15 protein-coding genes are annotated in these 17,962 nt (G+C 71.6%); 12 read left to right on the top strand and 3 right to left on the bottom strand.

What is annotated here, in order from left to right:
* Window positions 1-44: 44 nt before the first annotated feature.
* Both ACZ7JA_RS25665 and ACZ7JA_RS25660 read right to left on the bottom strand, forming a co-directional pair.
* Window positions 45-1,274, bottom strand: coding sequence for a DUF349 domain-containing protein (locus tag ACZ7JA_RS25665; protein ID WP_351663905.1), 1,230 nt, complete (start codon window positions 1,272-1,274; stop codon window positions 45-47).
* 153 nt (window positions 1,275-1,427) lie between these two features.
* Window positions 1,428-2,261: a peptidylprolyl isomerase gene (locus ACZ7JA_RS25660; RefSeq protein ID WP_351663904.1), complete on the bottom strand. Its 834-nt coding sequence runs from the start codon at window positions 2,259-2,261 to the stop codon at window positions 1,428-1,430.
* Between the two features lie 180 nt (window positions 2,262-2,441).
* Here ACZ7JA_RS25660 and ACZ7JA_RS25655 point away from each other — a divergent pair, with 180 nt between their 5' ends.
* The 5 genes from ACZ7JA_RS25655 (at window position 2,442) to rpsD (ending at window position 7,675) form a co-directional block, all read left to right on the top strand.
* Entirely contained in the window at window positions 2,442-3,149 is a 708-nt protein-coding gene (locus tag ACZ7JA_RS25655) for an MBL fold metallo-hydrolase (protein ID WP_389304780.1), read from the top strand.
* Window positions 3,150-3,161: 12 nt separating this feature from the next.
* Window positions 3,162-4,424, top strand: a complete 1,263-nt coding sequence (hisS, locus tag ACZ7JA_RS25650) for a histidine--tRNA ligase (protein ID WP_351663902.1) — start codon at window positions 3,162-3,164, stop codon at window positions 4,422-4,424.
* Between the two features lie 210 nt (window positions 4,425-4,634).
* The gene (locus ACZ7JA_RS25645; protein WP_389304781.1) at window positions 4,635-5,291 is read left to right on the top strand and encodes a vitamin K epoxide reductase family protein; all 657 of its coding nucleotides are present in this window, start codon (window positions 4,635-4,637) and stop codon (window positions 5,289-5,291) included.
* A gap of 53 nt (window positions 5,292-5,344) precedes the next feature.
* Window positions 5,345-6,754: a replication-associated recombination protein A gene (locus ACZ7JA_RS25640; protein ID WP_351663900.1), complete on the top strand. Its 1,410-nt coding sequence runs from the start codon at window positions 5,345-5,347 to the stop codon at window positions 6,752-6,754.
* Between the two features lie 306 nt (window positions 6,755-7,060).
* Entirely contained in the window at window positions 7,061-7,675 is a 615-nt protein-coding gene (gene rpsD / locus ACZ7JA_RS25635; RefSeq protein WP_108957064.1) for a 30S ribosomal protein S4, read from the top strand.
* Between the two features lie 6 nt (window positions 7,676-7,681).
* Here rpsD and ACZ7JA_RS25630 read toward each other — a convergent pair whose 3' ends face one another.
* Complete coding sequence (locus ACZ7JA_RS25630; RefSeq protein ID WP_470810626.1) at window positions 7,682-9,862, bottom strand: ATP-binding protein; 2,181 nt, start codon at window positions 9,860-9,862, stop codon at window positions 7,682-7,684.
* A 162-nt stretch (window positions 9,863-10,024) separates the two neighbouring features.
* Between ACZ7JA_RS25630 and ACZ7JA_RS25625 the strand changes: the two genes are divergently transcribed.
* The 7 genes from ACZ7JA_RS25625 (at window position 10,025) to aroC (ending at window position 17,957) form a co-directional block, all read left to right on the top strand.
* Window positions 10,025-10,465, top strand: a complete 441-nt coding sequence (locus tag ACZ7JA_RS25625; protein ID WP_351663898.1) for a DUF948 domain-containing protein — start codon at window positions 10,025-10,027, stop codon at window positions 10,463-10,465.
* 9 nt (window positions 10,466-10,474) lie between these two features.
* Window positions 10,475-10,822, top strand: coding sequence for a hypothetical protein (locus tag ACZ7JA_RS25620; RefSeq protein WP_351663897.1), 348 nt, complete (start codon window positions 10,475-10,477; stop codon window positions 10,820-10,822).
* Window positions 10,822-13,494 (top strand): alanine--tRNA ligase, encoded by a 2,673-nt coding sequence (alaS, locus tag ACZ7JA_RS25615; protein ID WP_393438900.1) that lies wholly within the window; start codon window positions 10,822-10,824, stop codon window positions 13,492-13,494. Before ACZ7JA_RS25620 ends, alaS begins: the two co-directional genes overlap by 1 nt.
* Before the next feature lie 14 nt (window positions 13,495-13,508).
* On the top strand, window positions 13,509-13,973 hold the full coding sequence (ruvX, locus tag ACZ7JA_RS25610) for a Holliday junction resolvase RuvX (protein WP_351663895.1): 465 nt from the start codon (window positions 13,509-13,511) through the stop codon (window positions 13,971-13,973).
* A 120-nt stretch (window positions 13,974-14,093) separates the two neighbouring features.
* A complete protein-coding gene (gene mltG, locus ACZ7JA_RS25605) occupies window positions 14,094-15,776 on the top strand; it encodes an endolytic transglycosylase MltG (protein WP_470810623.1) in 1,683 nt (560 codons plus the stop codon).
* On the top strand, window positions 15,757-16,596 hold the full coding sequence (locus ACZ7JA_RS25600; RefSeq protein ID WP_470810621.1) for a shikimate dehydrogenase: 840 nt from the start codon (window positions 15,757-15,759) through the stop codon (window positions 16,594-16,596). The genes mltG and ACZ7JA_RS25600 overlap by 20 nt, the downstream gene beginning before the upstream one ends.
* 176 nt (window positions 16,597-16,772) lie before the next feature.
* Window positions 16,773-17,957 (top strand): chorismate synthase, encoded by a 1,185-nt coding sequence (gene aroC, locus ACZ7JA_RS25595; RefSeq protein ID WP_470810620.1) that lies wholly within the window; start codon window positions 16,773-16,775, stop codon window positions 17,955-17,957.
* Window positions 17,958-17,962 lie beyond the last annotated feature (5 nt).

Here is a 17,962-nt window from a genome sequence, read left to right as displayed (position 1 = left end):
CCCCATACGCCGGTATGGGGCCCTCTCGAACGCGCAGCGGGGAATCAGCCGCCGAACTCCTGCAGGCCCTTGAGAGCCTGGTCCAGCAGCGCCTGGCGGCCTTCCAGCTCCCGCTCCAGCTTGTCGGCCCTGGCGGCGTTGCCCTGGGCGCGGGCCTGCTCGATCTGCGCCCGCAGCTTGTCCACGGCGGCCTGGAGCTGACCGGTCAGGCCGGCGGCACGCGCACGCGCCTCCGGGTTCGTCCGGCGCCACTCGGCCTCCTCGGCCTCCTGCAGCGCCCGCTCGACCGCGTGCATCCGGCCCTCGACCTTCGGGCGCGCGTCCCGCGGGACGTGGCCGATGGCCTCCCAGCGCTCGTTGATCGAGCGGAAGGCCGCCCGCGAGCCCTTCAGGTCCGAGATCGGCAGGAGCTTCTCGGCCTCCTCGGCCAGCTCCTCCTTCAGCTTCAGGTTCTCGGCCTGCTCCGCGTCCCGCTCGGCGAAGACCGAGCTGCGGGCCGCGAAGAACACGTCCTGGGCGCCGCGGAAGCGGTTCCACAGATCGTCCTCGTGCTCGCGCTGGGCGCGGCCCGCGGCCTTCCACTCCGTCATCAGGTCCCGGTAACGGGCCGCCGTCACGCCCCAGTCCGTCGAACCCGAGAGCGCCTCGGCCTCGGAGACCAGCCGCTCCTTGGTCCGGCGGGCCTCCTCGCGCTGCGCGTCGAGCTGCGCGAAGTGCGCCTTGCGCCGCTTGGAGAACGCCGACCGGGCGTGCGAGAAGCGGTGCCACAGCTCGTCGTCCGACTTGCGGTCGAGCCGCGGCAGCCCCTTCCAGGTGTCCACCAGGGCGCGCAGCCGCTCGCCGGCCGCCCGCCACTGGTCGGACTGCGCGAGCTGCTCCGCCTCGGTGACCAGGTCCTCCTTGGCCCGGCGGGCCTCGTCGGACTGCTTGGCCCGCTGCGCCTTGCGCTCCTCACGCCGGGCCTCGACCGTCTCCACGAGCTTGTCGAGGCGGGTCCGCAGCGCGTCGAGATCGCCCACCGCGTGGTGCGCGTCCACCTGCTCGCGCAGGTGGTCGATCGCGGTCCGGGCGTCCTTCGCCGACAGGTCGGTGGTCTTGACTCGCTTCTCGAGGAGGCCGATCTCGACAACCAGGCCCTCGTACTTGCGCTCGAAGTAGGCAAGCGCCTCCTCAGGGGAGCCGGCCGCCCAGGAACCGACGACCTGCTCGCCGTCGGCCGTACGCACGTACACGGTCCCCGTCTCGTCGACGCGGCCCCACGGGTCGCTGCTCACAGCGCCTCCTCCACATGATGCCTGCGAGGGGCCTCGCGCCCCCGGGCATCGTCCACAGTTTCGTCACCGCCAACATAGGCGACCGGCGGGTGACCTGTCCGCATCCAGCGCGGGCGAAATTGCGCTGGCGGCCGCTCCGGCTCTCCCGCCGGGTCAGGACTTGGCGACGGTCGCCTTGTCGATCACGACCGTCGCGTTCGGCGCGGTGTTCCCGGTGGTCGGGTCGGCCGCCTGGGCGCCGGCCGCGGCGATCTTCTTGAGCACCTTCATGCCCGCGTCGGTGACCGTTCCGAACGGCGTGTAACTGGGCGGCAGCGGGCTGTCCCTGTAGACCAGGAAGAACTGGCTTCCGCCGGTGTGCTTCTGGCCGGTGTTCGCCATCGCGACCGTGCCCGCCGGGTAGGTGTTGCCCTTGAGGCTCTTGTCCTTGAGGTTCTCGTCCGGGATCGTGTAGCCCGGTCCGCCGCTGCCGGTGGCCGTCGGGTCGCCGCACTGCAGCACGAAGATGCCCTCGGCGGTGAGGCGGTGGCACTTGGTGTGGTCGAAGTAGCCCTTGCCCGCGAGGAAGTCGAACGAGTTCACGGTGTGCGGGGCCGCCGACGCCTTCAGCGACAGGTCGATGTCACCGCACGTCGTCGCGAGCTTCATCGTGTACTTCGCCGACGTGTCGATCGTCATCGCCGGCTCCTTCTTCCAGCTCAGCTTCTTCACCGAGCCCGCCGCCGGCTTCCCGCACGGGTCCGGCGCCTTGCCGGCCGGGGAGGCGCTCGGCGACGCGTCCGCGCCCGCGCTGGTCTTCTTGTCGTCGTCGTTCTTCAGCACGCCGGTCGTGTACAGCGCGACGCTGCCGATCACGACCACGCCGAGCACCGACGCGATCACGGAGTTGCGCATGCGTGCCTTGCGCCGCGCGCTGGTGCGCCGCTGCTGCTGCCGCAAGAACTTCTCCCGGGCGAGCTGACGCCGCCGCTGCTCCTGGCTGACCACCGGGTTCTCTCCTCATGCGTGTCGTGTTGCCGACGGTACGCGTGCGTCCTGTGAGCCGACGGCCGCGTGTAGCCCCGTACCGTATATGGGTTCGCTGAGGAAACGGCAGCGCCGGTAGGCTTCTGGACCACAGGCGGCCTGTTCGCAGGCCCTCCCGTACCGACACAACGAAGGACGATCGTGCTCATTGCCGGGTTCCCCGCCGGGGCCTGGGGGACGAACTGTTATCTCGTCGCCCCCGCCGCCGGTGAGGAGTGCGTGATCATCGACCCGGGCCACCAGGCCGCCGACGGAGTCGAGGAAGCGCTGAAGAAGCATCGGCTCAAGCCCGTCGCCGTCGTCCTCACCCACGGCCACATCGATCATGTGGCCTCGGTCGTCCCCGTGTGCGGCGCGCACGACGTACCGGCCTGGATCCACCCGAGCGACCGGTACATGATGAGCGACCCCGAGAAGGCGCTCGGCCGCTCCTTCGGCATGCCGCTCATGGGCGAGCTGACCGTGGGCGAGCCGGACGACGTCCGGGAGCTGACCGACGGCGCGCTGCTCGAACTGGCCGGCCTCACGTTCTCCGTCGCGCACGCACCGGGCCATACCAAGGGGTCGGTGACGTTCCGGATGCCCGAGACCGCGGACATCCCGCAGGTCTTCTTCTCCGGGGATCTGCTGTTCGCCGGCTCCGTAGGACGCACCGACCTGCCGGGTGGCTCCATGGAGGACATGCTCGACTCGCTGGCACGCGTGTGCCTGCCGCTCGAGGACTCCACCGTGGTGCTGTCCGGCCACGGCCCCCAGACGACCATCGGCCAGGAGCGCGCCACCAACCCCTATCTGCGGCAGGTGGCGGCCGGCCAGGGAGCCCTCCAGGCTCCCCGACGAGGAATGTGACGAGAGACTTCCGTGAGCACCTTCCAGGCCCCCAAGGGCACCTACGACCTGATCCCGCCGGTCTCCGCGACCTACCTGGCGGTCCGTGAGGCGATCGCGGCCCCGCTGCGCGACTCCGGCTACGGCTACGTCGAGACCCCCGGCTTCGAGAACGTCGAGCTGTTCGCGCGCGGTGTCGGCGAGTCCACCGACATCGTCACCAAGGAGATGTACGCCTTCGAGACCAAGGGCGGCGACCGGCTCGCCCTGCGCCCCGAGGGCACGGCGTCCGTGCTGCGCGCCGCCCTGGAGGCCAACCTGCACAAGGCGGGCAACCTCCCGGTCAAGCTCTGGTACTCCGGCTCGTACTACCGCTACGAGCGCCCGCAGAAGGGCCGTTACCGCCACTTCTCCCAGGTCGGCGCCGAGGCGATCGGCGCCGAGGACCCGGCGCTGGACGCCGAGCTGATCATCCTGGCCGACCAGGCCTACCGCTCGCTCGGCCTGCGCGACTTCCGCATCCTGCTGAACAGCCTGGGCGACAAGGAGTGCCGTCCGGTGTACCGGGCCGCGCTGCAGGAGTTCCTGCGCGCCCTCGACCTGGACGAGGACACCCGCCGCCGCGTCGAGATCAACCCGCTCCGGGTCCTCGACGACAAGCGGGAGTCGGTGCAGAAGCAGCTGACCGGCGCGCCGCTGCTGCGCGACTACCTGTGCGACGCCTGCAAGGCGTACCACGAGGAGGTCCGCGAGCTGCTCACCGCGGCGGGCGTGGCCTTCGAGAACGACCCGAAGCTGGTCCGCGGCCTGGACTACTACACCCGGACCACCTTCGAGTTCGTGCACGACGGCCTCGGCTCCCAGTCCGCGGTCGGCGGCGGCGGCCGCTACGACGGCCTGTCCGAGATGATCGGCGGCCCCGCGCTGCCGTCGGTGGGCTGGGCCCTGGGCGTCGACCGCACGGTCCTCGCCCTGGAGGCCGAGGGCATCACGCTCGACCTGCCGTCCACGACCAGCGTCTACGCCGTCCCGCTCGGCGAGGAGGCCCGCCGGGTGCTGTTCGCCAAGGTCACCGAGCTGCGCAGGCTCGGGGTCGCGGCGGACTTCGCCTACGGCGGCAAGGGACTGAAGGGCGCGATGAAGAACGCCAACCGCAGCGGCGCCCGGTACGCGATCGTCGCCGGCGAGCGGGATCTCGCCGAGGGCGTGGTGCAGCTCAAGGACATGGAGTCCGGCGAGCAGACGGCGGTCGGCGTGAACGAGATCGTGGCGGAACTGGAGTCACGGCTCGGCTGAGCGCACACGCGCGCGTGGGCGCCGGAGACTCCCCGACGGGGGGTGTCCGGCGCCCTTGCCGTTTCCGGCGCGGCCGCCGCCCCGGGCCGAACGAACGGCGCCGGTCATACGTACATCCTTATGCGGAGCGAACGGTGAGGCCCCGCACGCGTGCGGCAGAATGAGGCTTGCCCGAAGAAGGTCCACCTCTCGAGTGACGGAATCGGCGTGATGAGCAAGACGACAGTCAAGGACGTCTCCAGCGAGCCCGGGTCCGGGCAGTCCGCCCGCGGACCGCGCACGGAGGGCGGCAGCCGCGCCTTCGCCATCCTGCTCGTGATCACCGGCGCCGCGGGGCTGCTGGCCGCCTGGGTCATCACGCTCGACAAGTTCAAGATCCTCGAGGCCAAGGTCGCCGGCAAGACCTTCACCCCGGGCTGCAGCCTCAACCCGGTGGTGTCCTGCGGCAGCGTGATGGAGAGCAAGCAGGCCGCCGCCTTCGGCTTCCCCAACCCGATGCTCGGCCTGGTCTGCTACGGCATCGTCGTCTGCGTCGGCGTGAGCCTGCTGGCCCGCGCCCGCTTCCCGCGCTGGTACTGGCTGACCTTCAACTTCGGCACGCTCTTCGGCGTCGCCTTCTGTACCTGGCTGCAGTTCCAGTCCCTGTACCGGATCAACGCGCTCTGCCTGTGGTGCTCGCTGGCCTGGGTCGCCACGATCGTCATGTTCTGGTACGTGACCTCGTTCAACGTCCGCAACGACTTCCTGCCCTCCCCGCGCTGGCTGAAGTCCTTCTTCGGCGAGTTCACCTGGGTCGTACCGGTCCTGCACGTCGGCGTCATCGGCATGCTGGTGCTCACCCGCTGGTGGGACTTCTGGACGAGCTGACGGCCGGCCGACCGCCCCGCCGGACTGTCGGTGCGGTGATTTAGGGTTTCTGCGTGGAGCCCGACCTGTTCACCGCCGCAGCAGAAGAACGCCAGGAGAAGGACCCCGCCGCCAGCCCCCTGGCGGTGCGGATGCGCCCGCGCACCCTCGACGAGGTGGTGGGCCAGCAGCACCTGCTCAAGCCAGGCTCGCCCCTGCGCCGGCTGGTGGGCGAGGGCGCAGACCAGAATGGCGGGGCCGCGGGCCCCTCCGGCAAGGGCGGTGGTGGGAGACGGGCGGGACCCGCCGGACCGTCCTCGGTGATCCTCTGGGGCCCGCCCGGCACCGGCAAGACGACCCTCGCGTACGTCGTCTCCAAGGCCACCGACAAGCGCTTCGTGGAACTGTCGGCCATCACCGCGGGCGTCAAGGAGGTCCGCGCGGTCATCGACGGCGCCCGCCGCGCCACCGGCGGCTTCGGCAAGGAGACCGTCCTCTTCCTGGACGAGATCCACCGCTTCAGCAAGGCCCAGCAGGACTCCCTGCTCCCCGCGGTCGAGAACCGCTGGGTGACCCTGATCGCGGCGACCACCGAGAACCCGTACTTCTCGGTGATCTCCCCGCTGCTGTCCCGCTCCCTGCTGCTCACCCTCGAACCGCTCACCGACGACGACGTCCGCGGGCTGCTCGAGCGGGCCCTCACCGACGAGCGCGGCCTGGGGGACGCCGTCTCCCTGCCCGACGACACCGCGGACCACCTCCTGCGCATCGCCGGCGGCGACGCCCGCCGCGCCCTGACCGCGCTGGAGGCCGCCGCCGGAGCCGCCCTGGACCAGGGCGAGAGCGAGATCAGCCTGCGGACGCTCGAGCAGACCGTCGACCGCGCCGCGGTGAAGTACGACCGCGACGGCGACCAGCACTACGACGTCGCCAGCGCCCTGATCAAGTCCATCCGGGGCTCCGACGTCGACGCCGCGCTGCACTACCTGGCCCGCATGATCGAGGCCGGCGAGGACCCCCGGTTCATCGCCCGCCGGCTGATGATCTCCGCGAGCGAGGACGTCGGCCTCGCCGACCCGAACGCCCTGCCCATCGCGGTCGCCGCCGCGCAGGCCGTCGCCATGATCGGCTTCCCGGAGGCCGCCCTCACCCTCAGCCACGCCACCATCGCCCTCGCGCTCGCCCCCAAGTCCAACGCCGCCACCACCGCCATCGGCGCCGCGCTGGAGGACGTGCGCAAGGGACAGGCGGGCCCCGTCCCGCCGCACCTGCGGGACGGGCACTACAAGGGCGCGGCCAAGCTCGGCCACGCCCAGGGCTACGTGTACCCGCACGACCTGCCCGAGGGCATCGCGGAGCAGCAGTACGCCCCGGACGCCCTCAAGGACCGCGCGTACTACACGCCGACCCGGCACGGAGCGGAAGCCCGGTACGCGGACGCGGTGGAGTGGACGCGCAAGCACCTCGGTCGCAAGCGGTCCTGAGCAGCCTGTAGACTGCCCCGAAGTGCTGAGTCCCGCGCAGTCAGAGCGGGACAGCCAGCCGGAGACCCGGTCCTTCGCGGACCGGCTCCAGGAGCGTCGCGCACCGTCGAACGGTGTCGCGGGCAGCCCACCACCACCCGGAAGCCCGGGAGCGGTCGGTGGGCCACTCGCGTGCTGCACGTATGTGCCCAGATCAGGGGAGCGGCTGCCCGGCAGGGTCCCACGCGGACCAGGCGGGTTTCCCCGGCTGCGGATGCGACCTCCCTCAACCCTGACAAGCCGAAAACCAGGAAAGAGAAACAGACAGTGGCGAACCAGTCCCGCCCCAAGGTCAAGAAGTCGCGTGCCCTCGGCATCGCGCTGACCCCGAAGGCCGTCAAGTACTTCGAGGCCCGCCCCTACCCGCCGGGTGAGCACGGCCGCGGCCGCAAGCAGAACTCGGACTACAAGGTCCGTCTGCTCGAGAAGCAGCGTCTGCGCGCGCAGTACGACGTGTCCGAGCGCCAGCTCGTCCGCGCCTACGAGCGTGCCTCCAAGGTCCAGGGCAAGACCGGTGAGGCCCTGATCATCGAGCTCGAGCGCCGTCTCGACGCGCTGGTCCTGCGTTCGGGCATCGCCCGCACGATCTACCAGGCCCGCCAGATGGTCGTCCACGGCCACATCCAGGTCAACGGCCAGAAGGTCGACAAGCCGTCCTTCCGCGTCCGTCCGGACGACGTCGTGCAGGTCCGCGACCGCTCCAAGGACAAGACGCTCTTCCAGGTCGCCCGCGAGGGTGGTTTCGCCCCCGACGGTGAGACCCCGCGCTACCTGCAGGTGAACCTCAAGGCCCTGGCGTTCCGCCTGGACCGCGAGCCGAACCGCAAGGAGATCCCGGTGATCTGCGACGAGCAGCTCGTCGTCGAGTACTACGCCCGCTGATCCCCGTCACGGCGTGGGCACTCCGCCCGCCGCCTCCCCGCCCTTCCGGGTGCGGGAGGCGGCGGGTTCGCGTTTCCCGGCCTCACCGCGCGCGTGCGGCACCGGCCCGCGCGGGCCGGGCACCGTGTACGGCGGCCGTTCCCCGTCGTGCGCCAGCGCCCGCGCCACGGCCGCCTCCCGGTCCAGCCGGGCCCCTTCGTCCAGCAGCTCCCCGTACCGCTCGTCGCCGAGCGCCCGCCGGGCCGCCGCCTCGCACAGCTCGTGCGGGGCGTTGTAGTGCGCCGAGCCGAACAGCGGCAGCCCGACCGACGGCCACAACCGGCCCGCCGCCCCCTGCAGGACCGCCGCCTCGGCCGGATCGCCCTGGGACAACGTCACCAGGGCCAGCAGCTCCAGCGACAGCACCGAGCCGAGCAGGTCGTGGAAGGCGTGCGCGTCGCCCAGGCAGTCCACGAGCAGCTCCCGCGCCCGGCGGTGGTCCCCGCCCCGCCAGGACGCGTACGCCAGCACGTACAGCGCGTACGAGCGGGCCCAGTGCTCGCCGTGGTCCTCGCACACCCGGCGCACGTCCTCGCACAGCCGTACCGCGTCCGCCAGGTCGCCCTGGAACGCCCGCGCCATCGCCAGCTCCACCTGGCTCATCAGGACGTTGCTGTTCAGCTCGCCGATCTCCCGGTACCGCCCGAGCGCCGAGCGCAGCAGCCGCTCCGCCCGCGCCAGGTCGTCCGTCACCAACGCCAGACAGCCGGTGCGGTGCTCCGCGTACGCCACCGCCGCGCCGTCCGCGATCAGCTCCGCCCGCTCCCGGCACTCCCGCAGCGCCGCGAGCGCCGGCACGGTGTCGCCCTGGAGGACCGCCACGTAGCCGAGTACCCACAGCGCCTTCAGCCGCGACCGCTCGTACCCCGAGTCCAGTTCCACGCTGCGCTCCAGCCAGCGCCGCCCCTCCGACAGCCGCCCGCAGCCCGCCCAGCAGAACCAGAGCGAACCCGCCAGGTACTGGCCCAGGTGCGCCTCCTCCGGCTCGGTGAGGCAGAACTCCAGGGCGGCCCGCAGGTTCGGCAGCTCCGCCCGGACCCGCTCGGCCACCTCCCGCTGCCGCGGCGAGAACCAGTCCAGCTCGCACATCGTCGCCAGCCCCAGGCACCAGTCGCGGTGCCGCCGCCGCAGCCGGGCCGTGTCCCCGGCGGCCTCCAGCCAGTCGGCGCCGTAGGCCCGAACGGTGTCCAGCATTCGGTAGCGGGGGCCCGTCGCCGTCTCCTCCCGGGTCACCAGCGACTGGGCGAGCAGCTCCGACAGCACGTCCAGGACGTCCCCGGCGGGCAGCCCGTCCCCGCTGCACACGTACTCGGCCGCGTCCAGGTCGAAGGTCCCCGCGAACACCGACAGCCGCGCCCACAGCAGCCGTTCGGCCGCGGTGCACAGCTCGTGGCTCCAGCCGATCGCCGTGCGCAGCGCCCGGTGCCGCGGCAGGGCGTCCCGGCCGCCGCCGGTCAGCAGCCGGAACCGGTCGTCGAGACGCTCGAGCAACTGGGCCGGGGACAGCGCCCGCAGCCGTCCCGCGGCCAGCTCCACCGCCAGCGGGATCCCCTCCAGACGCAGGCACAGCTCCCGGACCGCCGGGCAGTCCGCCACCTCGGCGCCGTGCTGCCGGGCCCGGTCGGCGAACAGCTCCACCGCCTCGTCCGTGCCGAGCGGCGCCAGCGGGAACAGGCACTCGCCCGCCAGCCCCAGCGGGCGCCGTCCCACGGCCAGCACCCGCAGCTCCGGGAGCTTGCGCAGCAGCTCCGCCACCAGCCCGGCGCAGGCCTCCACGAGATGCTCGAACCCGTCCAGCACCAGCAGGAAGCGGCGGCCCGCGAGATGGCCGAGCAGCGACTCGCGCGGCGGCCGCGTGGTGTGGTCGGTCAGGCCCAGCGCCTCCGTGACCGCGTATTCGACGAACAGCGGGTCCTGGACCGGCGCGAGCTCGACCCGGGCCACCCCGTCCGCGGGCGCCGACCGCACCGCGGCGCGCCACGCGAGCCGGGACTTGCCCACCCCGCCGGCGCCGGTCACCGTCACCAGCCGGGCCGCCGCCATCGCCTCGGCCAGCCCGCCGAGTTCGGCCGAGCGCCCGATGAAGGCGGTGAGTTCCAGGGGCGGATCGCCGTCCGCGCAGGGGCCGGGGCGCTGAGGACCTCGCATGGGACACGGAGCGTACTGAACCGTGTTCATTCCGTACAATCGCTTCCCGCGACTCCACCCGCCGCCGGCGCTAATCCGGTACGGAGCCCCACCACCGGCGCGATAGGCTCGGTGCACTGCTTTTCTCATGGTTCCGATGTTCAGAGCACGTACAGGGAGCGGGTGCGCACAGTGTCCGGTGGAGAGGTGGCCGGGATCCTGGTGGCCGTCTTCTGGGCGATCCTGGTCTCCTTCCTCGCCGTCGCACTGGTGAGGGTGGCCCAGACGCTCAAGGCGACCACCAAGCTCGTGGCGGAGGTGACCGACCAGGCCGTCCCGCTGCTCGCGGACGCCTCCGCGGCCGTGCGCTCCGCGCAGACCCAGATCGACCGGGTGGACGCGATCGCCTCCGACGTCCAGGAGGTCACGTCGAACGCCTCCGCGCTCTCCACCACCGTCGCCTCCACCTTCGGCGGCCCGCTGGTCAAGGTCGCGGCCTTCGGCTACGGCGTGCGCCGGGCCCTGGGCGGCCGCCGGGAGGACGCGCCCGCGAGGCAGCCCCGGCGTACGGTGATCGTGGGCCGCACGGTTCCCGCCGCACGACGCAAGCGGAAGAAGGACTGAGACCCAGCGATGTTCCGCCGTACGTTCTGGTTCACCTCGGGCGTCGCCGCCGGTGTGTGGGCCACCACCAAGGTCAACCGCAAGCTGAGGCAGCTGACTCCGGAGAGCCTCGCCGCCACCGCGGCCAACAAGGCCCTGGAGACCGGCCGGAGACTGAAGGACGGCGCGGTCGGCTTCGCGCTCGACGTCCGCCACAACATGGCCCAGCGGGAGGCCGAGCTGGGGGAGGCGCTGGGCATCGACGCCGACCCCGAACTCCCCGCGCCCGGGCGGTACGCCGCCCTGGAGAACGACCGCAGCAACCCGAAGTACGTCGAGAACACGACGTACTCGTACAACCGGAATGAGGACCACTGATGGAGTCGGCCGAGATTCGCCGCCGCTGGCTGAGCTTCTTCGAGGAGCGCGGGCACACCGTCGTCCCTTCGGCGTCGCTCATCGCGGACGACCCGACTCTGCTCCTCGTCCCCGCCGGCATGGTGCCCTTCAAGCCCTACTTCCTGGGTGAGGTCAAGCCCCCCTTCGCGCGCGCCACCAGCGTGCAGAAGTGCGTGCGCACGCCCGACATCGAAGAGGTCGGCAAGACCACCCGGCACGGCACGTTCTTCCAGATGTGCGGCAACTTCTCCTTCGGCGACTACTTCAAGGAAGGCGCCATCAAGTACGCCTGGGAGCTGCTCACCTCGCCCCAGGACAAGGGCGGTTACGGCCTCGACCCCGAGCGCCTGTGGATCACCGTCTACAAGGACGACGACGAGGCCGAGCGCATCTGGCACGAGGTCGTCGGCGTGCCGAAGGAGCGCATCCAGCGCCTGGGCATGAAGGACAACTACTGGTCCATGGGCGTCCCCGGCCCCTGCGGCCCCTGCTCCGAGATCAACTACGACCGCGGCCCCGAGTTCGGCGCCGAGGGCGGCCCCGCCGTCAACGACGAGCGGTACGTGGAGATCTGGAACCTCGTCTTCATGCAGTACGAGCGGGGCGAGGGCACCGGCAAGGACAACTTCGAGATCCTCGGCGAACTGCCGAGCAAGAACATCGACACCGGCCTCGGCCTCGAGCGGCTCGCCATGATTCTGCAGGGCGTGCAGAACATGTACGAGATCGACACCTCCATGGCCGTCATCGACAAGGCCACCGAGCTGACCGGCGTGGCCTACGGCGACGCCCACGGCTCGGACGTCTCCCTGCGCGTGGTCACCGACCACATGCGCACCGCCACCATGCTCATCGGCGACGGCGTCACCCCGGGCAACGAGGGCCGCGGCTACGTGCTGCGCCGCATCATGCGCCGCGCCATCCGCAACATGCGCCTGCTCGGCGCCACCGGCCCGGTCGTCAAGGACCTGATCGACGTCGTCATCGGCATGATGGGCCAGCAGTACCCGGAGCTGGTCACCGACCGCGAGCGCATCGAGAAGGTCGCCCTCGCCGAGGAGAACGCCTTCCTGAAGACGCTGAAGGCCGGCACCAACATCCTCGACACCGCCGTCACCGAGACCAAGCAGTCCGGCGGCACCGTCCTCTCCGGCGACAAGGCGTTCCTGCTCCACGACACCTGGGGCTTCCCGATCGACCTCACCCTGGAGATGGCCGCCGAGCAGGGCCTCTCCGTGGACGAGGACGGCTTCCGCCGCCTGATGAAGGAGCAGCGGGAGCGCGCCAAGGCCGACGCCCAGGCCAAGAAGACCGGCCACGCCGACATGGGCGCCTACCGGGAGATCGCCGACGCCGCCGGGGCCACCGACTTCATCGGCTACACCGACACCGAGGGCGAGACCACGATCGTCGGCATCCTCGTGGACGGCGTCTCCTCGCCGGCCGCCACCGAGGGCGACGAGGTCGAGATCGTCCTCGACCGCACCCCGTTCTACGCCGAGGGCGGCGGCCAGATCGGCGACACCGGCCGGATCAAGGTCGACTCCGGCGCCGTGATCGAGGTCCGCGACTGCCAGAAGCCGGTCCCGGGCGTCTACGTCCACAAGGGCGTCGTCCAGGTCGGCGAGGTGACCGTCGGCGCCAAGGCCCACGCCTCGATCGACTCCCGCCGCCGCAAGGCCATCGCCCGCGCCCACTCGGCCACGCACCTGACCCACCAGGCGCTGCGCGACGCCCTCGGCCCGACGGCCGCCCAGGCCGGTTCCGAGAACCAGCCGGGCCGCTTCCGCTTCGACTTCGGCTCCCCGGCCGCCGTCCCGACGGCCGTCATGACCGACGTCGAGCAGAAGATCAACGAGGTGCTCGCCCGCGACCTCGACGTGCACGCCGAGGTCATGGGCATCGACGACGCCAAGAAGCAGGGCGCCATCGCCGAGTTCGGCGAGAAGTACGGCGAGCGCGTCCGTGTGGTGACCATCGGCGACTTCTCCAAGGAGCTGTGCGGCGGCACGCACGTGCACAACACCGCCCAGCTGGGCCTGGTCAAGCTGCTCGGCGAGTCGTCGATCGGCTCGGGCGTGCGGCGTATCGAGGCCCTGGTCGGCGTGGACGCCTACAACTTCCTCGCCCGTGAGCACACCGTGGTCGCCCAGCTCCAGGAGCTGGTCAAGGGCCGCCCGGAGGAGCTTCCGGAGAAGATCTCCGCCATGCTCGGCAAGCTGAAGGACGCCGAGAAGGAGATCGAGAAGTTCCGCGCCGAGAAGGTGCTGCAGGCCGCCGCCGGTCTCGCCGAGTCCGCCCGGGACGTCCGCGGGGTCGCGGTCGTCACCGGGCAGGTCCCCGACGGCACCACCCCCGACGACCTGCGCAAGCTGGTCCTCGACGTGCGCGGCCGCATCCAGGGCGGCCGGGCCGCCGTGGTCGCCCTGTTCACGGTGAACAACGGCAAGCCGCTGACCGTCATCGCCACCAACGAGGCCGCCCGCGAGCGCGGCCTCAAGGCCGGCGACCTGGTCCGCACCGCCGCCAAGACGCTCGGCGGCGGCGGTGGCGGCAAGCCGGACGTCGCTCAGGGCGGCGGCCAGAACCCGGCCGCGGTCGGCGAGGCCGTGGACGCCGTCGAGCGGCTCGTCGCCGAGACCGCGAAGTAGGGAAGCGGCCGGACATGCGCAGAGGACGCCGGCTCGCGATCGACGTCGGGGACGCCCGGATCGGGGTCGCCTCGTGCGACCCCGACGGGATCCTCGCCACCCCGGTGGAGACCGTCCCGGGCCGGGACGTCCCCGCCGCCCACCGCCGGCTGCGGCAGCTGGTGGAGGAGTACGAGCCGATCGAGGTCGTGGTCGGACTCCCTCGCTCCCTCAAGGGGGGCGAGGGTCCGGCCGCCGCCAAGGTCCGCGGCTTCGTCCAGGAGCTGGCCAAGGGCATCGCACCGGTGCCGGTCCGCCTGGTGGACGAGCGGATGACGACCGTGACGGCCAGTCAGGGACTGCGCGCCTCGGGGGTGAAATCCAAGAAGGGCCGCTCCGTGATCGACCAGGCCGCCGCCGTCATCATTCTGCAGCAGGCCCTGGAATCCGAACGGGTGTCAGGTAAAGCACCCGGCGAGGGCGTCGAAGTGGTCATCTGATCGCGATACGGTAACGTTCCGCGCGATGCGGCGGTGTTCGAACAGCCACCGCACAGCAAGAGGCGGAACGGGATCCGGCCCCGGCCGCACGACCGTCCGCCTCGCGGCTCTAGGGGATCGATGACTGAGTATGGCCGGGGCCCTGGCTCCGAACCGTGGCATCCGGAGGACCCGTTGTACGGGGACGGCGGATGGAGAGGGCAGGAGACCCACGCGGGTCAGCAGTCCCTCTACGACGGCCAGGCGCAGCAGCAGTACCCGCAGCAGCCGCAGCACGGCGACTGGACCCAGGGCGGCCTGCCCGGTCAGGGTCAGCAGCAGTACCCGTACCACCCCGGGCAGGACCAGCAGCAGTACGGCCACCAGTACCCCGGCCAGGACCAGCAGTACGCCGCGCACACCCAGCAGCAGTACCAGCACCAGGACGTCTGGAACACGAGCGGCGCCCAGGGCCAGGTGCCGTACCCGCCCGATCCCGGCGACCCGTACGGCCAGCAGCCCGCGGCCTACGGCGCACAGCAGCACGACTTCTACCGCACCGAGGACGCCTACCCGCCGCCCGAGCCGCCCGGCCGCCGGCGTCCCGAACCGGAACCGGAACCCGCGGCCGACGAGGAGGAGCACGCCTTCTTCTCGGGCGAGGACGACGGGGACGACGCCGAGCACGAACTGCAGAGCAGGCGTGAGCGCCGGGGCAAGGGCAAGAAACCCGTCAAGGGCAAGAAGCGGCGCAACGGCTGCGCCTGCCTGGTCGTCTGCCTGGTGTTCGGCGGCGGCCTCGGCGGGGCCGGCTATTTCGGCTGGAAGTTCTACCAAAATCGTTTCGCCCCGGCTCCCGACTACACGGGCCAGGGGACCAGCGAGAGCGTGACCGTCGAGATCCCCAAGGGCGCCGGCGGCTGGGAGATCGGGCGGCGGCTGAAGGAAGCGGGCGTGGTCAAGAGCGCCGACGCTTTCGTGAGCGCCCAGGGGCAGAACCCCAAGGGGGACACCATCCAGGCCGGCGCGTACCTCCTGAAGAAGGAGATGTCCGCCGCCAGCGCCGTGCAGCTCATGCTGGACCCGAGGAGCCAGAGCAACGTGCTCGTCAAGCCCGGCGAGCGCAACGCGCAGGTCTACCAGGCCATCGACAAACAGCTCGGTGTCTCCGCCGGCACCACCAAGAAGGTCGCCAAGGCGCAGTACAAGAACCTCGGCCTGCCGAGCTGGGCGCAGAACAGCGGCTCCGTCCAGGACCCGCTGGAGGGCTTCCTCTGGCCGGCCACCTACCCGGCCGCCAAGGGCATGAAGCCCGAGGCCGTCCTGAAGCAGATGGTCGCCCAGTCCAAGCAGAAGTACGCCCCGTACAACCTTCCCGCGAAGGCGAAGGAGCTCGGCCTGAAGAACGCGTTCGAGCTGCTCACGGTCGCGAGCCTGGTCCAGGCGGAGGGCAAGACGCACGACGACTTCCGCAAGATGGCGGAGGTGGTCTACAACCGTCTCAAGCCCACCAACACCGAGACCAACCAGCTGCTGCAGTTCGACTCGACGTACAACTACCTCAAGGGCACGAGCAACATCCATATCTCCGAGAAGGAGATCAACAGCGACCGCAGCCCGTACAACACCTACACCAACAAGGGACTTCCGCCCGGTCCGATCGGAAATCCCGGCGAGGACGCGCTGCGGGCGACGCTGAATCCGACGCACGAAGGCTGGATGTACTTCGTGGCGACCGACGGTGTGGACAACACGGAATTCGCCCGGACGAACGCGGAATTCGAAAAGCTCAAGGAAAAATTCAATGCCTCCTCGGGCAACTGACGCCCGCCGGGCCGCCGTGCTCGGTTCGCCCATCGCCCACTCGCTCTCCCCGGTGCTGCACCGGGCGGCCTACGAGGCGCTCGGGCTCGGCGGCTGGTCGTACGACCGGTTCGAGATCGACGAGGCCGCCCTGCCCGGCTTCCTCGACGGACTCGGACCGGAGTGGGCGGGGCTGTCGCTGACCATGCCGCTCAAGCGGGCGGTCATCCCGCTGGTGGACGAGATCAGCGACACGGCCGCCGCCGTCGACGCGGTCAACACGGTCGTGCTCACCGAGGACGGCCGCCGCCTCGGCGACAACACCGACATCCCGGGCATGGTGGCCGCGCTGCGCGAACACGGCATCGAGGAGGTCGACTCGGCGGCGATCCTCGGCGCCGGCGCCACCGCGTCGTCCGCGCTCGCCGCGGTGTCCCGGATCTGCACCGGCGAGGTGGTCGCCTACGTGCGCAGCGAGGCCCGCGCCGCCGAGATGCGGCAGTGGGGCGAACGGCTCGAGGTGGACGTCCGCACGGCGGACTGGGCCGACGCCGAGCAGGCGCTGCGCGCCCCGCTGGTGATCGCCACCACCCCGGCCGGCACCACCGACGCCCTCGCCGCAGCCGTGCCCGAGCGCCCCGCAACCCTGTTCGACGTGCTGTACGACCCCTGGCCGACCGAGCTGGCGGCCCGCTGGTCCATGTTCGGCGGCGCGGTGGTCGGCGGTCTCGACCTGCTCGTCCACCAGGCCGTCCTGCAGGTCGAGCGGATGACCGGCCGCTCCCCGGCGCCCCTGGAGGCCATGCGGCACGCCGGCGAGAAGGCGCTCGCCGGGCGCTGACCGGCCGCTTCCGCGTCCACGCCGCGTCCGCCTGCTGGACCGGCCGCCGGATCAGGGCGCCGGACGTGGGAGGATCGGTGGTGGCGGGCCGGGGTCGCGCACCCGGTCGCGTCGTCGCCGTACGCGAGGACACGCGTACCCAGGGCAGTACCGGGCGCGAACACTGAGGAGCACCGTTGAGCAGGCTGCGTTGGCTGACCGCGGGGGAGTCCCACGGTCCCGCACTTGTCGCGACGCTGGAGGGGCTTCCCGCCGGCGTGCCGATCACCACGGAGATGGTGGCGGACCACCTGGCGCGGCGGCGGCTCGGCTATGGCCGCGGTGCGCGGATGAAGTTCGAGCGGGACGAGGTCACCTTCCTCGGCGGCGTCCGGCACGGCCTCACCCTCGGCTCGCCGGTCGCGATCATGGTGGGCAACACCGAGTGGCCCAAGTGGGAGCAGGTCATGGCGGCCGACCCGGTCGACCCCGAGATCCTGGACGGGCTCGCGCGCAACGCGCCGCTGACCCGGCCCCGGCCCGGCCACGCCGACCTCGCCGGCATGCAGAAGTACGGCTTCGACGAGGCCCGCCCGATCCTGGAGCGCGCCTCCGCCCGCGAGACCGCCGCCCGCGTGGCACTGGGCGCGGTCGCCCGGTCGTACCTGAAGGAGACGGCGGGCATCGAGATCGTCTCCCACGTGGTCGAGCTGGCCTCCGCCAAGGCGCCGCACGGTGTGTACCCGACGCCGGCCGACGTCGAGCGGCTGGACGCCGACCCGGTGCGCTGCCTGGACGCCGACGCCTCGAAGGCGATGGTCGCCGAGATCGACCAGGCTCACAAGGACGGCGACACCCTCGGCGGCGTGGTGGAGATCCTGGCCTACGGCGTGCCCGTGGGCCTCGGCTCGCACGTGCACTGGGACCGCAAGCTGGACGCGCGCCTCGCCGGCGCGCTCATGGGCATCCAGGCCATCAAGGGTGTCGAGATCGGCGACGGCTTCGAACTCGCGCGCGTGCCGGGTTCCAAGGCGCACGACGAGATCGTGCGCGCCGACGAGGGCATCCGGCGCGTGTCCGGCCGCTCCGGCGGCACCGAGGGCGGTCTGACCACCGGCGAGCTGCTGCGGGTGCGGGCCGCGATGAAGCCGATCGCGACCGTGCCGCGGGCCCTGCAGACGGTGGACGTGGCGACCGGCGAGGCCGCCCAGGCGCACCACCAGCGCTCCGACGTGTCCGCCGTGCCGGCCGCGGGCATCGTCGCCGAGGCGATGGTCGCCCTCGTCCTCGCGGACGCGGTGGCGGAGAAGTTCGGCGGCGACTCGGTGGCCGAGACCAGCCGCAACGTCCGGTCGTACCTCGAGAACCTGCGGATCCGGTGAGCGCG

This window comes from Streptomyces sp. NPDC038135 (genome assembly GCF_055601245.1).
This window is presented reverse-complemented; position numbering and strand designations above follow the sequence as displayed.

Coding starts and splice junctions, on each gene's coding strand:
- ACZ7JA_RS25645 (WP_389304781.1), top strand. CDS start 4,635: ATGAGCAAGACGACAGTCAAGGACGTCTCCAGCGAGCCCGGGTCCGGG.
- ACZ7JA_RS25630 (WP_470810626.1), bottom strand. CDS start 9,862: ATGCGAGGTCCTCAGCGCCCCGGCCCCTGCGCGGACGGCGATCCGCCC.
- ACZ7JA_RS25620 (WP_351663897.1), top strand. CDS start 10,475: ATGTTCCGCCGTACGTTCTGGTTCACCTCGGGCGTCGCCGCCGGTGTG.
- alaS (WP_393438900.1), top strand. CDS start 10,822: ATGGAGTCGGCCGAGATTCGCCGCCGCTGGCTGAGCTTCTTCGAGGAG.
- ruvX (WP_351663895.1), top strand. CDS start 13,509: ATGCGCAGAGGACGCCGGCTCGCGATCGACGTCGGGGACGCCCGGATC.
- mltG (WP_470810623.1), top strand. CDS start 14,094: ATGACTGAGTATGGCCGGGGCCCTGGCTCCGAACCGTGGCATCCGGAG.
- ACZ7JA_RS25600 (WP_470810621.1), top strand. CDS start 15,757: ATGCCTCCTCGGGCAACTGACGCCCGCCGGGCCGCCGTGCTCGGTTCG.